This is a genomic window from Hufsiella ginkgonis (genome assembly GCF_009834915.1).
Taxonomy (GTDB): Bacteria; Bacteroidota; Bacteroidia; order Sphingobacteriales; family Sphingobacteriaceae; genus Hufsiella; species Hufsiella ginkgonis.
In genome coordinates, this window is sequence record NZ_WVHS01000003.1 from 266,468 (window position 1) to 282,412 (window position 15,945).

General features: G+C 53.1%; 9 protein-coding genes. 5 read left to right on the top strand and 4 right to left on the bottom strand.

What is annotated here, in order from left to right; translation table 11 throughout:
• Positions 1 to 21: 21 nt before the first annotated feature.
• From GS398_RS13605 to GS398_RS13615, 3 genes are read left to right on the top strand one after another with little or no spacing between them, the layout of a single operon-like run.
• Positions 22 to 5,559: a choice-of-anchor I family protein gene (locus GS398_RS13605; RefSeq protein ID WP_160907351.1), complete on the top strand. Its 5,538-nt coding sequence runs from the start codon at positions 22 to 24 to the stop codon at positions 5,557 to 5,559.
• 19 nt (positions 5,560 to 5,578) lie between these two features.
• A complete protein-coding gene (locus GS398_RS13610) occupies positions 5,579 to 6,475 on the top strand; it encodes a PorP/SprF family type IX secretion system membrane protein (protein ID WP_160907352.1) in 897 nt (298 codons plus the stop codon).
• Between the two features lie 2 nt (positions 6,476 to 6,477).
• On the top strand, positions 6,478 to 7,329 hold the full coding sequence (locus GS398_RS13615; RefSeq protein ID WP_160907353.1) for a metallophosphoesterase family protein: 852 nt from the start codon (positions 6,478 to 6,480) through the stop codon (positions 7,327 to 7,329).
• Between the two features lie 59 nt (positions 7,330 to 7,388).
• On the opposite strand, the gene GS398_RS22280 is transcribed toward GS398_RS13615, so the two are convergent.
• Genes GS398_RS22280 through GS398_RS13630 form a run of 4 tightly spaced genes read right to left on the bottom strand, consistent with a single transcriptional unit; the run spans position 7,389 to position 10,803 of the window.
• Positions 7,389 to 7,544 (bottom strand): FeoB-associated Cys-rich membrane protein, encoded by a 156-nt coding sequence (locus GS398_RS22280; protein WP_202406063.1) that lies wholly within the window; start codon positions 7,542 to 7,544, stop codon positions 7,389 to 7,391.
• A gap of 22 nt (positions 7,545 to 7,566) precedes the next feature.
• The gene (locus tag GS398_RS13620; protein WP_160907354.1) at positions 7,567 to 8,715 is read right to left on the bottom strand and encodes a glycosyltransferase family 4 protein; all 1,149 of its coding nucleotides are present in this window, start codon (positions 8,713 to 8,715) and stop codon (positions 7,567 to 7,569) included.
• Positions 8,715 to 9,632 (bottom strand): lysylphosphatidylglycerol synthase transmembrane domain-containing protein, encoded by a 918-nt coding sequence (locus GS398_RS13625; RefSeq protein ID WP_160907355.1) that lies wholly within the window; start codon positions 9,630 to 9,632, stop codon positions 8,715 to 8,717. Before GS398_RS13625 ends, GS398_RS13620 begins: the two co-directional genes overlap by 1 nt.
• Before the next feature lie 4 nt (positions 9,633 to 9,636).
• Positions 9,637 to 10,803: a glycosyltransferase gene (locus GS398_RS13630; RefSeq protein WP_160907356.1), complete on the bottom strand. Its 1,167-nt coding sequence runs from the start codon at positions 10,801 to 10,803 to the stop codon at positions 9,637 to 9,639.
• Between the two features lie 397 nt (positions 10,804 to 11,200).
• On the opposite strand from GS398_RS13630, the gene GS398_RS13635 reads away from it, so the two are divergent.
• Together GS398_RS13635 and GS398_RS13640 are read left to right on the top strand one after the other, a co-directional pair.
• Entirely contained in the window at positions 11,201 to 14,227 is a 3,027-nt protein-coding gene (locus GS398_RS13635) for a SusC/RagA family TonB-linked outer membrane protein (protein ID WP_160907357.1), read from the top strand.
• 18 nt (positions 14,228 to 14,245) lie between these two features.
• Positions 14,246 to 15,907, top strand: coding sequence for a RagB/SusD family nutrient uptake outer membrane protein (locus tag GS398_RS13640; RefSeq protein WP_160907358.1), 1,662 nt, complete (start codon positions 14,246 to 14,248; stop codon positions 15,905 to 15,907).
• Positions 15,908 to 15,945: the final 38 nt, after the last annotated feature.

Consider the following 15,945-nt stretch of genomic DNA (forward strand, 5'->3'; position numbering starts at 1 on the left):
AAACCTCAGTAACACTATTACATGAAGAAAACACTACTCTTTTTATGCTTGCAATGCTTATTGGCCTTCGCAGCCGGTGCACAAACGTTGCTGCACTACTGGAACTTTAACAATTCGGCCACCGAAGCTTCATTGTTAACGCCCAACGTATCGTTGGTTAGCGGCGGCAGTATTACCCATTTGGCTGGCACCAATGCCGGTTTTACCAGCGCCATTATGATCACCAGCAACACCACCGGGCAGGGGTTCGAAACTACCAATCCCAATGCCCGCAACGGTGATGCCGCAGGCGCCCACATCCGCTTCAATAACCCGATAGGCGGCAAACTGGTGTTTGCCGTGCCAACTACCGGTTACCGCGACGTCATCGTAAAATACGCCACCCGTCGTTCCGGTTCAGGACCTTACAACCAGGTGGTAGATTACTCGCTGGACGGTACCACCTATACCAATCTGACCACCATTATGCCTGTGGACGGTAACCCGACACTTCAAACGCTGGATTTCACCGCCATCGCGGGAGCGAATAACAATCCCAACTTTAAGATCAGGATCGGTTTTACGCAAGGCGGCGGCGGCTTGGAAGGAAACAACCGCTTCGATAACTTTTCGCTGGAAGGCTCACCCGTTCCGGTAAATACCCTGCTGCACTACTGGAACTTTAACAATTCGGCCACCGAAGCCTCATTGCTAACGCCCAACGTATCGTTGGTTAGCGGCGGTAGTATTACCCATTTGGCTGGCACCAACGCCGGTTTTACCAGCGCCATTATGATCACCAGCAACACCACCGGGCAGGGGTTCGAAACTACCAATCCCAATGCCCGCAACGGTGATGCCGCAGGCGCCCACATCCGCTTCAATAACCCAATAGGCGGCAAACTGGTGTTTGCCGTGCCAACTACCGGCTACCGCGACGTCATCGTAAAATACGCCACCCGTCGTTCCGGTTCAGGACCTTACAACCAGGTGGTAGATTACTCGCTGGACGGTACCACCTATACCAATCTGACCACCATTATGCCTGTGGACGGTAACCCGACACTTCAAACGCTGGATTTCACCGCCATCGCGGGAGCGAATAACAATCCCAACTTTAAGATCAGGATCGGTTTTACGCAAGGCGGCGGCGGCTTGGAAGGAAACAACCGCTTCGATAACTTTAGCGTAGAAGGTTCTGGAGCCGGCAGCGCCGACCTGGTGCCGCCTGCGATTACGTTCTCCCCGGAGAATAACGCGGTGAACGTGGCCACGAACGTTCAGCCGACCCTTACGTTTAACGAAGATGTCCGGGCGATTGATAACAGCGCCTTCACCAACACCTCCGTTGACCAGGCGATCGATTTCCGACTAAACGATGCGGCCGGCACGCCGGTACCTTTTGATGCCACCATTTCGGGCAAAGTGATTACCGTAGTGCCCGCGGCTGCCCTTGCCGGAAACCAAAAATATTACCTGGCACTGAAAGCCAACATGGTAGAGGACAACGCAAACAACGCGATCGCCGCTGTTCAGCCGACCGTTTTTACCACGCTCGCCGTACAAACCATATTCCAGCCCGGTGACATCGTGCCGGTAGCTTACCGCATGAATGCATCCGACATGGGCGATGAGATAGCCTTGCTCACGCTCGTGAATATCCTCCCGGGAACGCTCATCAACGTAACGGATGCCAAGTACACCGACCTCGTGCCGGCACAAGGCCCCGGCGGCCTGGTGTGGACGGCACCCGCAGCAGGTGTGGCGGCGGGTACCGTGATCAGGATCCAGAACGACGCCTCGACCACCAATATAGGTACGCTTAGCGGCGCTCCTTTCGGGTTAAGCTCGAGCGGCGACCAGGCGATCGTTTATACAGGTGCCGCAACCGCTCCTGCTTATGTTACGGCCTTAAGCTCCAACGCCTGGGTGACCGCCAACACAAGCTATAGCGGCAGCAACTCGAAATTGCCCGCTGCACTGGTCGACGGACAATCGTCGGTAAACCTGAGCGCTGCACTAGGTAATACCGGCGGTAATACGGTAAACGCATATTATAATGGTACACAAACCGGTACTATCGCACAGTTAAAAGCTGCTATCTTGAACCCGGCGAATTGGACGGGTACGGCGTCCGGCACCCCCGGACAAACCTGGCCTGCGTTCAACTTCCCGGGCCCGCCTGCAGTGGTGAGTGCCAAAGTGCTCTCCCAAATCACCATTCAGCTGGCATTTAATAAAGACCTCGATCCCATAAGCGCCGCCAACCTGGCTAACTTCACCGGTGTCGCCGGCCTGGCCAGCGTAGCCCGTACCAGCAATGGCGCCGTTGCCGATACGCTGATACTGACCTATACCACGCCGTTTACAGCTGGTACTAACTATTCGCTCGCGGTGAACGGGATAAAAGACACCGAAAACCGGGCGATGTTCAGCGCATTTAATTTCCCGTTCAGCTATATCACCCGGGTAGGTTTCCAGGATAAATTCTTATCAGTAAAAGAAGATGCCGGCAGCGTGCAGGTGAAATTATTGCTCGAAAACCCGGCAGCCGCTTCGGTTAAACTGGTGCTTAAACCGGCGCCTTTTAGCAATACCAGCGCAGGGGATGTCACATTTACCACGCAAACCCTCACTTTTACGGGCAGCAGCACAGGTGTTCAAACCATCAATATCCCGGTGGTGAACGATGCCCTGGCAGAAACCGATGAATACTTTGTGCTAAGTCTCGAAGATCTTTCGGGCTTGTCGCTCAGCGGGAAACAGTACCTCACCGTGTACATCCGCGATGACGACCGCCAGGCGCCCCAGGCTACCGGCGAGATCAAGCTTAATTATGTAAGCAGTTTTAAACCCAATACCACTGCCGGCAGCACCACCGAGATCGTGGTGCACGATGCGGCCAGCCAGCGTCTCTTTATGACCAGCGCTATCCAGGACCGCCTCGATATCGCAGATTTCTCAAACCCGGCCGCCATCACCCTGGTAAGATCTATCGATATGGCGCCTTATGGCGGAATTACCAGCGTGGCCGTAAAAAACGGCGTGGTGGCCGTGGCCAGTCCGGCACCCAACGAACAGGACAATGGCTCGGTCGTGTTCTTTAACATCAATGGTGATTTTCAGAAAAAAGTAACGGTGGGGGCGCTTCCTGACATGATCACTTTCTCCCCGGATGGCAAGAAGATCATGACCGCCAATGAAGGCCAGCCGAACGACGCTTATACGGTAGATCCCGAAGGCTCGATAAGCGTGATCGACATCTCCGGCGGATTGGGCTCCGTTGACCAGTCGAAAGTAACGACGCTTTCCTTTGCCCCGTTTAATGCGCAGGAAGCCGCATTGCGGGCCGCCGGCGTTCGCAAAACCAAATCGACCAGCACCCTGGCCCAGGACTTTGAGCCTGAATACATCACCATATCGCCCGACTCTAAAAAAGCTTGGGTCACCATACAGGAAAACAACGCTATTGGCGAGATCAACCTGGAAACAAATACCATCACCGCGGTATGGCCGCTTGGCCGGAAGGATTTTAATACCGGCACCTTCGGCTTCGATGCCTCGGATAACAGCGGTGTGATCCATATTTCCTCGTACCCGGTTAAATCGTTCTTTATGCCCGACGGGATCGCCAACTTCTCTGTGAATGGAAAAACCTACCTGGTGTCGGCTAACGAAGGCGACGAAAAAGAATATGGCGGTTTGAATGAGCGGACCACCGTAGGCGCTGCCGCACTGGATCCTACCGTTTTCCCCAACGCCGCGGTGCTGAAAGAAGAGCACAACCTCGGCCGCCTGCGCATCACTAACCTGAACGGTGACACGGACGGCGACGGCGACTTCGATGAACTGGTAATGAACGGCGCCCGTTCTTTCTCTATATGGGACGCCGATACCAAAACGTTGGTGTACGACAGTAAGGATGAGTTCGAACTGTTTATCTCCAGACATCCCGAGCTGGCTATTTTTAACGCGGATAATGAAGGGAACGCAATCAAATCGCGCAGCCGCGCAAAAGGCCCCGAAGCAGAAGGCGTAACCGTTGCCGCCATCAACGGCGCTACGTATGCCTTTGTAACGCTGGAAAGGGTAGGAGGCGTGATGGTGTATAATATTACCGATCCGGCCAATGCCAAACTGGTAGATTATAAGAACAACCGCTCGCTTACCACACTGGCCGGCGATTTAGGCCCTGAAGGCGTCATTTATATCCGCAAGGAAGACAGCCCGGATGGAAAAGCTTATATCGCCATTGCCAACGAGATCAGCGGTAACGTATCTGTATTCAGCATTATTGAACAGGACCAGGCGGTTACGTTTGCTGCGCTGCCTGCTAAAACGTTTGGCGATGCGGTATTCACACCGGTTGCCACATCTGCCGCCGGGACGATACCAACCTATACATCAGCCAATCCCGCGGTAGCGGTGATAGAGAACGGCGCCATCCGCATCACCGGTGCCGGAACTGCAGAGATCACGGCATCGTTTCCCGCCGGCGGGGGATACCGGGCTACTACGGCCACCCAGGCGCTTACCGTAGCAAAAAAACAATTAACCATAACTGCCGAAGACAAATCGCGCGTGTTTGGCGAAGCCAACCCGGCATTCACCGTAACATTTACCGGTTTTGTAAACGGCAACACCAGCGCGGTGTTAACCACTCAGCCTGCGGCTACTACAACCGCTGCGGCAGGTTCGGCAGTAGGAACCTATGCCATTACCCCTGCGGGCGCGGCCGCCGCTAACTACACGTTCACTTATACCAATGGCACGTTAACGGTAACTCCTGCTGTGCGTACGCTTACCTTCGGGGCGATTGCCGCCAAAACATTCGGCGATGCCGATTTTGCACCGGGTGCGGTGGCCAGCACGGCCGATGGAGTGAGCTATTCGAGCTCAAACACCAACGTAGCCACGATCGTAAACGGGCAGATCCATATTACAGGTGCTGGAACGTCGACCATTACCGCCGGCGTTACCGTTAATGCCAATTACACCACCGCGCCAACGGCCACGCAAGTGCTTACCGTAAATAAAGCCGCACAGACCATTTCGTTCAGCGCGGTGCCGGTACTTACACGGGGAGCGGCGGCCGCCACGCTTCAGGTAACCGCAAGCTCCGGCCTGGCAGTGGAACTGGCAACCAGCAATGCGCTTACGGGCGCCCTTACCGCTAAATTATTTACGCCGCTTCGCATCGGTACCACCGTGATCACCGCCACCCAGCCGGGTAACGCCAATTACCTTCCTGCCACTGCGGTTACACAAACCGTTACCGTGATTGGCGCGGGTGGCGAGCTGGTGCGTATCCACGGCGCTTTATCGCCCGATGGCGACAATATTAACGATTTCCTCATGATCGAGGGCGCCCAGAACTTCCCCGATAACCGGGTAATCATCCTCAACAAAGCGGGGATAAAGGTGTTCGATATCGCCAATTATGATAATACCTTGAAAGTGTTCACCGGGAGGGGCAATAATAATGACCTGCTTCCTGCCGGCACCTACTATTGCCTGTTGGTATACAAGGACAACGGGGAGCAAAAACGGGTAACCAATTATTTCGTGATCAGGTATTAACAGTTTAATTAAAATGTCCATGAAACTTAACATAAGATCTGCCTATTTCCTGGTTGTAAGCCTGTTTGCGGCTGCGCCCGTCCTCGCACAGCAGGGATACAACTATAACCAATACATGAACAACCTGACGCCGCTAAACCCCGCATATGCGGCCATTGGCGAGTCCGGTACCGCCAGCGCTCTCGCCCGTAAGCAATGGGTGGGCATCGAGGGGTCGCCGTCGACCGTGTTTTTTACCGGCAGCTTATGGCTGCCGTCGATTAAAAGCAGTGCCGGGCTGATCGTAGCAAACGAAGAAGCCGGGATCGAAAAACAGTTCGAGGCGCAGGCGTTCTTTGCTAAATCGGTAAGTCTCGCGGAAAATACCAGTCTGTCGGTTTCCGTAAACGCGGGACTGCGCAGGTTTAACGCCAATTACAATGAACTGGATTCCGGCGACCCCAAGTTCAGGGAAAATACCACCGAAACTTCCGGGTTAACCGGGATCGGCCTGCTGCTTCACGGGAGCAGGTTTTACGCGGGCCTGTCAGTACCCCGCATCAGCCTGAAAAAAGGAAACGACCTTCAGCTGCTTAAGCCCGGCTATTACGCAATGGGCGGATACCTGCTGGATGCCGGAACGACCCTGAAGCTAAAACCGGCCATATTGTTCTCGTATGTGGCTAACCTGCCGCTTCGCACGGATGTGTCTGTAACCGCCTATTTAAAGGAGCAGCTCGGCTTCGGGGTGAACTACGGCAGCAACCGCGAGATGGCAGGGATCCTGTCTTATATCTTCAGGAACAACATCGGGATAGGCTATAGCTACCAATTTAGCGCAGGGGCCGAAAACCTCGGGCAAGGTACCAATTCCACCCAGGAGGTATCGTTAAACTATCGTTTCGGCGGAACTAAGAAAGGTTTTTCTTTACTTTGAGTATGAATAGTCGTCGCAGGTTTCTTAAAACAGGACTTACCGGGCTGGCGGGAGTTACCCTCCTGCCACCCGTGGATTCGTTTGCCGGTCCCGCAGGGTCAGTGGCCCCATCGGCCGCAGGGAAGTTTAAGCTTCGCTTTGCGCTGGCGTCCGACGGGCATTACGGGCAACCGGGGATCGATTCGGACGGTTTTTACAATGACCTGGTCAAGTGGCTCACCAGGGAGCACCGCGACAATCACCTCGACCTGGTGATCATTAACGGCGACCTGGTGCATGATCGTCCAGACCTGCTGCCTAAAGTAAAGAGCACGTTCCTCGACAAGCTCCCGGTGCCTTACCACACCCTCCCAGGTAACCATGATTTTGCCGATGCGGCGCTCTGGAAGCGGGTGTTTGGATACGAGGATAACTATATGTTCGAGTTTGGCGACATAGGTTTCGTACTGGCCAATACCGCCAACACCAGGGGCGAATATGTTTGCCCCAACCCGGTATTCCTGAAGGAAGCTTTTGAGAAAATGAAAAGTAAGAAGATCGTGTTCACGGTGCTGCACATTGCGCCGCACCGCTGGACGCCGGAAGAGGAATCGATCTTCTTAGAATGCCCAGAAGTGCTGGAGATCTTGCATGCCTACCCGAACATCAAGGCCGTGTTTCACGGGCACGATCATTCCCTCGACGGTGTGCGCTATACCAATAAGCTGCCGCACCTGTTCGACTCGCACTTCGGCGGGAACTGGGGCACCGACTACAAAGGCTATCGCATTGTAGAAGTCACCGCAGAAAACCAGGTGGTTACCTACCAGGTAAATGCCAGTATGAACCCCAGGCTCAACAGCACCAGGCTGTAAACCCGCCGTCACGCCGGGCTTACGGTATCTTTCGTCAGGCTGAGCTTGCCGAAGCCCCCTTACAAATTCGGCCCGTCTTCATGCTTTTCCGGCTTCAGCTCCGACCGGGTAAGGCCGGTGGTAAATTCCTTTTCGTCTTTTTTATTCCTGCGAATGAGGAACGCGATGAGGACGATTATCGCTGCGAGTACGAGTCCGATGATGGTGTAGTTCATAATTTACTGGTTGCCGGGTGATTTATATGCGGGAAAAAGCTTCGAGATATTCCTTCGTCATTTTCTCCCAGCTGAATTGCCGGCGTGTAAAGGCGATACGTGACGCGGCGCCGGGCAGGGTATCAGAAGGGTTATTCAGCGCCCTGATCCACGAATCCGCATCCCCGGGAGGCAGTAGCAGGCCATTTTCACCATCGCTGATAGCGTCTGGAATGCCTCCGCTTGCCGAAGCAAGTACGCGGGCGCCGCAGATACTGGCTTCGAGGCAAACCAGGCCGAAACCTTCCATATCGCCGCTTACCTCGATATTGGGCATTACAAACGCATCAGCCACGCTTAAGAGGTTACCAATTACTTCCCTGGATAGTTTACCGGTGCGGAACACGCGGTGGCGGTAGGGGCGTTTGGCCAGCAATTGCTGCAGGGGTCGCTCGTCGCTGGGGAGTGCCAGCATAAGCTCGAAAGGTTTCCTGGCAAACGCGGGCAGCCGCCGGAAAATACGGCCTCCAATATGCTCCTGGTTGGGAATGGGACCGATAAGCAGCAGCATGAAGGCGGGATCCAGCTGTGGTAAAACGTTTTTGATGAACCAGGAGAAGCCTTTTCGCTTCACGGGTCGTCCCATAGCAACCAGGAGACGACGTCCGCCGGTATCAATGCCAAACCGGTTTTGCAAGAGGCGGTCTGCCTGTTCCCGGGTGATGCTCCGGGGCGCCTGTTCATCCACGCCATTGTTGATCACAAGCAGGTTCCCGGGCGGAATGCCAAGCCTGGTGCAGGCCCGGGCAGTGGCCTGGCTTACAGGGATCACGAGATCCAATCGTTTTAGCCCATGGAAAACGAACCGGCGGTACAGCAGGTTTGGGTACACCACGTCCAGGCCATGTACGGTGGCGGTACGCTTAAGATGAGCGTAGCCGGTGTGAAAAAGGCTGACGGAGGCCACCAGGGCATCGTTAAAATGGATCACCGTAATGCCCGGGTTCGCTTTGCAGAGCTGACGGATTCGCCGGTTGAGGGACAGAAAAAATTGTAAGCGGTTTTCGCCGGCGCCGAGCAGCAGCGTATGTACGCGCGCAAGCTTTTTCATGCCGTTGATCAGCTCGAAACTCTGGTTTTCCATTCCGCCGATGGCGGGAGGATATTTATGACTAACGAATAATATTTCCACTATACTTCCTGCTGCGGTATTTTGCGCCCGTTATACAATACAAAATAGAGTACGACCCCGAAAACGATCCATGTCAGCTGCCGGGCCCTGCGTAAAATGGATGCAGTGACCCATAGCCCGGCGCCGGGCAGGCCGATGGCGGAGAGCATCACCTTGTTGCCATACTCCTCGATACCGAGCTGCCCGGGTATAAACGTACCGGCTACCTTAAAAAATACGACGCCCATATCCGCGGCAAGCGCATCGGTCATGGTGACGGGGTGGCCGAGGAACCGGAGAATGAAGTAAAATTCTAATCCGCCCACCACCCAGTGCAGCGCAGCAAAAAAGCAGGCATACAATAGCTTTTTGCGGCTGTTTTTAAAGAGCTGCATAAACTCGGGGCTCTTGCCGGCGAGATAGCGAAGCCCGAACCAGCCAGCGGCCAGCACCAGCGGCACTACGGGACTGTAAAGCAGCAGCTTACCCGGCGGGATGGTGATGCCCGGTTCCTTCGCCAGGAAGAACGCGAGCGCAATTCCCGCTACGAGCAATTGGGTGATCACCATGATCACCCTTGCCATTACGATGGAGGCCGTGGCTGATTTTGCGGCGATGCCATGATCCTTAAGCAGCAACACCTTCACCGCTTCACCGCCCACCATACCGGCAGGATTGAGCAGCGCGGCGGTTTCGCCGATATGGCGTACAAAAAACAGGCGGGTAGCAGATATTTCGCCAGACTTGTCGCCAAGGCAATATTTCCAGCTGATGGTGCCCAGGAAATAGGCGGCAAACGTGGTAAGCAGCAGCGCGCTAAAACGATAACCTACGAGTGATAACGAGGCGCCAACGCTCTGAAAATCGGTATGGCGGAGAAAAACGGCGAGAAGCACGAGCATGCCTGCAAGAACGACCGGTTTAACGTATTTTGCCATGCAGTTAAACTACCGCCAGCCTGGTGCTTCGTACCAGCCCGGCCAGGTCGTCAAAATAGGTTTCAGCAAGTTTATCCCAGTCCAGCAACCGGCTGTCTGCCAGCCCCTCCCGCGAGAACTGGTCGTGCAGCAGCTGGTTTTCCAGTAACAGGCGGATCTTTTCCACGTAGTCATATTCGTCATACGGCCTGCACTTAAAGCCGTTGACGCCCTGGCGGATAAAGTCGGAAGAGCCACCGCCGTCCGCGATCACGCAGGGAAGACCGGAGGCCATTGCCTCGGCTATTACGTTCCCGTAGGTTTCGGACACGGAGGGGAAGAGAAACACCGATGCGCTGGCATAGAGTACCGAAAGTGTTTCGTGACCTGCCATGCCGACAAAAAAGGCTTTTTTCATGCGGAACTGGCATGCTTTGCGCGCGATGCCGTCGCCGGCGATCAGGATATTTACATCGGGCAGCACGGCCTGCAACAGGTCGTAGATGCGGAACAACGTTTCGAGATTTTTCTCCCACACCAGCCTGCTGGCGAAAAACACCACCGGGCGGTCGTTGCCCGTGATCCGTTCGATCACCCGCGGGTCTCTTTTAAGGGGGGAGAACAGGCCCGTATCGATGCCGCGTTGCCAGCGCTTCATCCGCCATGCGTCGATCCCCATTTCTTCCAGCTCTGTTTGAATGCTTCCCGACGGAACGTAAACCGTATCGCATTGATTATAGAACCACCGCTGGGTACCTGCGATCATCTTTCTCGCCTTGTGCACCAGGAAAGGGGTGTGGCTCAGGTAATAATCCATGTACGAAATAAAGTGGGTATGGTAGATGGTGAGCACCGGGAGCTGGTAGAGTTTCGCAAACTTAACAGCAAAACCGCCGAGCAGGGAAGGGGTGGCGATGTGTATAACGTCCGGGCGGAATTCGAGCAAGCGGTCTGTCATACTTTTTTTGGCCAGGGCGGGCAAAGCCATCGAATACGTAGTAGCGGGCAGCCTCACCACCGGCAGCCTGCAGCAGGTGAAACCTGCTAACTGGTCGGGGCCTTTGCCGCAAAAGAACAGGAATTCGAACCTGGCGGGATCTATCCGTCCGATCAACTGGAACATGGTGCGGGCTGCCCCATCAAGATCTTGGATTAGGATTTCGGCAAAAAACGCAACCCGTATTTTTTTCATCTGCTGCAAGTGTGGGCAGGGGACAATACCCCGATGGTGCAATATACAGGTCGTGTATTTCCGGAGTATTAGCGGGAAGTAAAGGAATTATGAGGGTATACGATTATGCTAAAACGGTAAAGCCTATAGATTGTATATACATATCGAAAAGTGATTTGTAACATAAATGATACAAGTGGGTTTCACCATTTTCACCATGTAAGAGCGCATTCTTTTTATTTATTTTAGGCCGCGAAAGCAACGGAATGATAAATTCTGCTTATTTTGCTAAAACGAATTAACCAACACACAATAAACAATTACACTTGCAGCTGCCTGGTATCGCCGGGCCCATGAATTCGGGTTTTATTTGCTAAAACTATATACAGAACAATTAACCACCTAACAAACTGTGCGTATGAAAATTAATTTATTTAAGATTTCAGGATTAGCAGTACTCTGTGCGATCCAGTCCCAGGCCTATGCTACGGGCCTTGGGGTGCTGGGGAGTGAATCCGGAACGAACCATTTTAAAATGGCGTTGAAAAGAAAGCCAATTACCGGTACTGTCCGGGATGAAGCGGGGGCTGCGTTACCCGGGGTGAACGTAAAGGTAAAGGGAACGACCAAAGTGGCCGTTACCGATGCTTCCGGTAAGTTCACCATCGATGCGAACGAGGGCGACGTGCTCGAGTTCAGTTTTATCGGGTATACACTTAAAACAGCGGCAGTACGGGGCGATGCGGCCATCAGCCTGTCTATGGAGCCTGCTGCCAGCGAGCTTAACGAGATCAAGGTAGTAGCGGTAGGTTACGGTAACCTCGCGCAAAGAGAAGTTACTTCTGCCGTAGCAGTGGTAGACAGTGCGCAATTCCGGCAAAGCGGCTCGAGAAACCCGCTTGACCTTTTGATCGGTAAGGTTGCCGGTCTGCAGATCTCCCGTACGGGCGGTACCAACCCGAACTCGGGCGTCAGCGTTCAGCTGCGTGGCGTAACCTCGCTGTCTGGTACGACTACCCCGCTGTTTATCGTTGACGGTATCCCCGGCGGTAACCTGGACCTTCTTCAGCAGGACGATATCGAATCGTTCTCCGTGCTGAAAGATGGTTCTGGCGCGGCGATCTACGGAACGCGTGCGAATGCGGGCGTGATCATCATCACCACCAAAAAAGGTAAAAGTGGTGACCCCCGTTTCGATTATAACTCGTATGTGAGGACCGAGAAGCTCTATCAGCGGCCGGATTTCATGACTGCCGAAGAATTCGTAGATAAGATCAAAAACTTCGGGTATGCAACTCCCGGAGCTGATTTTGGCGGTCGTTTTGACCACTACAAAGATTTCATCGGCGGCGGCAACGTAAGCCATAACCACAACTTCGCGGTTTCCGGCGGGGCTAGTAAAACCAGCTTCAGGGCGTCGTTAAACTACCGCGATCTCCAGGGTTACCTGCGCGAAAACGATCGTAAAGAATATGGCCTGCGCTTAAGCCTTACTACCCGCGGCTTCCAGGACCGTCTTTCCGGGCAGTTCAATATCGGTTCCAACTACAACAGGGCTAACCTGCTCGGCGGTTCGGGCGGTATCGAGAACGTACTGACTAAGAACCCGACGGAATCGCATTACAATCCCGACGGATCTTTCTTCGTGCCGGTGATCTCCAGCCCGACCAACGAGCTTGCCCGCCTGAAACAGGAAACCAACAATCGTAACCAGCTGACCAACTCTGCGGATGCGAAGTTCGACCTGAAGCTCATCGAGGGCATGACGCTGTCGGCATTTGGTGCAGTAGTTCGTAACGCTTACGTGAACAGCGAATACCGCTTGCGTGCCAGCCAGAACTCCGTACAGAACACAACCGTTCCAAACGGCGGTTATGCTGCGCGTGGCACAGTGCTCGATCAGAACTTTAACTTCGAGCCTACGCTGAACTATACGAAAGCCGTAGGTGCTAATCACAGGTTGACCGGTCTGGCTGGTTATTCGTTCCGCTACGAGGTTTCGGAAAACTTTAGCGCCAACAACCGTGGTTATATTAATGACCTGTTCCGCGACAACAACATGGGCAGTGTTCCGATCACTACCAACAACACAGGTATCTCCAGCGGTAAATCGGATAATACGCTGGTTGCTTACTTTGGCCGTGTGAATTACGCGTGGAACGATAAAGTGTTCCTAACCGCTTCAGTTCGTCGCGAGGGATCTTCACGTTTCGGTGCCAATAATAAATACGCCACCTTCCCTGCGGCATCGGCTGCCTGGAATATTTCCGACGAAAGCTTTATGAGCAACGTTAAATTCGTCAACAACCTGAAACTTCGCGTAGGTTATGGTGAAACGGGTAACTCGGGCTTTGAGAACTATGCTTCACTGGTATTGCTAGGAACAGGTAATATTTACCGGTACCCCGACGGATCGTTCAACCAGACTTATGGTCCGACCCGTAACCCGAACCCGAACCTGAAATGGGAGCGTAAACAGGAAACCAACATTGGTGCCGACTTTTCTCTCTTTAACAGCAGGCTGAGCGGCTCCCTGGATGTATACAAACGCTTAACGAAGGATCTGCTCGATACTTATACGTCTCCGCAGCCGCCGTTCATCGTGTCTTCTATTTATACCAACGTAGGAACGATCTCCGCAAAAGGTGTCGAGCTTGCGCTGAACTTTAAAGCGGTGAATAAAGGCAGTTTCAGGTATGATATCGATTTCACCGGGAACACCACGAAAAACGTCCTTGACTCGTATTCGAACGACGAGTACAAACGTGATATGAGGACCTTCGGCGGTATCGGTGGTTTCGGTGCTCTTGGCGATGCGATCCGTACCTACGAAGGCCGGAGAATAGGTGAATTCTGGGGCAAGAAATTTGCAGGATTCGACGCCGCAGGCAAATGGCTGTTCTACAACCGTGCCGGGGAAAAGGTTCCGAATGCCTCAATAAACAACTCGGTATTTCGTGATCAAACCGATCTCCAGGTTATCGGGAACGCCATTCCGAAGTACTACCTGTCAATGGGGCATAACTTCACTTATAAAGGATTCGACCTGCGTGCATTCTTCCGCAGCCAGCTGGATTACCAGATCCTTAATACCCTTGCCATCTCGTACGGCAACAGGAATGGTGTTTCATCAAATCTCCTCAGAAGTGCATTCACCAAGTATCTCGAAATTAAGGATACGTACATGTACTCCGATTATTACGTGGAAGAAGGCAGCTTCCTGAAACTGGACGAAGCAACCCTGGGATATACCTTTAAGCTGAAAACTAAGTATGTGCGTAACCTGCGTACTTATGTTACAGGTCAGAACTTATTCCTGATCACCGGGTATACCGGTAACGATCCTGACATCATTTCTACTACTGGCTTAGGCCCTGGTATCGATACACGCAGTCCTTACCCGATCACCCGCCAGTTCCTGTTTGGTGTAAATTTTGGATTCTAACATTATTAGTCAATAGACATGAAGCATATTAAAAAAATAATCGCCCTTTCCCTGACCGCAGTTTTTACTGCGATCGGCAGCGGCTGTTCAGACCTGAAAGAGAACATTTACAGTCAACTGGTCGCTGATAATTTTTATAACAACAAAACGGAAGTACTCTCCGCAGTTTTGAGACCCTATACGCATGCCAACGCCTGGGTAACTTCCTCCGGGCAGCATGGATGGTGGCGTACGAGTGAGCTGACGACCGACCAATTGGCGTGGCCTACCAAAGGACGTCACGGCGAAGACGGCGGCCAGTGGAAACGCCTGCACTACCACACCTGGACAGTAGACGACGGGATGCTTAACACCGCCTGGACGCTGATGTATTGGGGTATGTCGCTTTGTACCGATGCGATCGAGAACCTCGAAAAAAGGCCGGTCACTTCCATGGGTATAACCGAAACTGAAAAAGCCGCTTACGTGGCAGAGTTGAAGTTGCTCCGCGCATTCCACTACATCAAGCTGATGGATATGTTCGGGAACATTCCAATCGTTACCCAGATCGGTATCCCTGCTAAACCGGAAACCCGTCCGCGTGCGGAGGTCTTTGCATTCATCGAGAAAGAGATCAAGGATAACCTCGCTGCAGCGCCGAAACATTCGCAGCAGATGGTGGGCCGCATGTCGCAGGCTGGCGGTTATGCCATGCTGGTAGAGCTTTACCTGAACGCACAGGTATGGACTGGTACTGCCCGTTGGGATGATTGTATCGCTGCCGCGAATGCGCTGATAAACAACACCGCTGGCGGCCAGAATGGCGCGATGGCGCTCGACCCGGATATTTTTGCCCAGTTCAATACGACTAACAACAATTCCAAAGAAGGAATTTTTTCAATCGCGTACGAATTCCAGCTGGCAAACAGCCAGCCATCGTGGACCGGTGACTTCTTCCACTTCCAGCAGGGTATTATCGAAGGGCACGGCCGTAACGGTAACGACGGTATCGTGGTTGTTCCCGGTAACTGGACTAAATACGAGGACGCCGACCTTCGCAAACGCGGATGGTTCCATGAAGGACCGATGGTACGTTTCGATAACGGCCAGCCGGCTCTCGCTTCAGGTGGTAACGAGTACAGCGGTCAGCAGATTGTTTTTGTAGACAATATTCGTAAGAATAAGGTCGGTTCTACCCTTTCAAACATGAGCGAAGGTGAAGAAAACAGCGGTGTTCGTTTCTTTAAGTATAAGTTAGGTAACCAGCTTGCGGGTGTGCGCAATGGAAACCCGGTGGCGGCACTGGCTACATACAATAACACGGACTGGAACGTATACCGCCTTACTTGGGTATATTTTGCAAAGGCAGAAGCGCTGATGCGTAAAAATAACAATGTGGCTACCGCAGAAGCCGTACAGCTGATTAATGATTGCAAAAAACGCGCATTCAGCACGGCCGACTTCGCGACCCGTCAGTATACAGTAGCAAGTTTAACTATGGATGAGCTGCTTGAAGAGCGTGGCCGCGAATTCATCTTCGAAGGTTTTAGAAGAAGCGACCTGATCCGTTTCGGTAAGTTCCACACGGCTTCCTGGTGGGATCATACGCCAACTAATAAGGCAGATCTTCAGTTATTCCCGGTACCGCAAGTACAGCGTACACTGAACGAGAACCTGAAACAAAATCCTGGATACCTATAGGTTGATAGGTTGTTGATTTGGTAATGGAAAGGCCGTCC

Excerpts from the sequence above, each read along its gene's own strand:
- GS398_RS22280 (WP_202406063.1), bottom strand. The coding sequence starts at position 7,544 with ATGAACTACACCATCATCGGACTCGTACTCGCAGCGATAATCGTCCTC.
- GS398_RS13640 (WP_160907358.1), top strand. The coding sequence starts at position 14,246 with ATGAAGCATATTAAAAAAATAATCGCCCTTTCCCTGACCGCAGTTTTT.
- GS398_RS13605 (WP_160907351.1), top strand. The coding sequence starts at position 22 with ATGAAGAAAACACTACTCTTTTTATGCTTGCAATGCTTATTGGCCTTC.
- GS398_RS13610 (WP_160907352.1), top strand. The coding sequence starts at position 5,579 with ATGAAACTTAACATAAGATCTGCCTATTTCCTGGTTGTAAGCCTGTTT.
- GS398_RS13625 (WP_160907355.1), bottom strand. The coding sequence starts at position 9,632 with ATGGCAAAATACGTTAAACCGGTCGTTCTTGCAGGCATGCTCGTGCTT.
- GS398_RS13615 (WP_160907353.1), top strand. The coding sequence starts at position 6,478 with ATGAATAGTCGTCGCAGGTTTCTTAAAACAGGACTTACCGGGCTGGCG.
- GS398_RS13630 (WP_160907356.1), bottom strand. The coding sequence starts at position 10,803 with ATGAAAAAAATACGGGTTGCGTTTTTTGCCGAAATCCTAATCCAAGAT.
- GS398_RS13635 (WP_160907357.1), top strand. The coding sequence starts at position 11,201 with ATGAAAATTAATTTATTTAAGATTTCAGGATTAGCAGTACTCTGTGCG.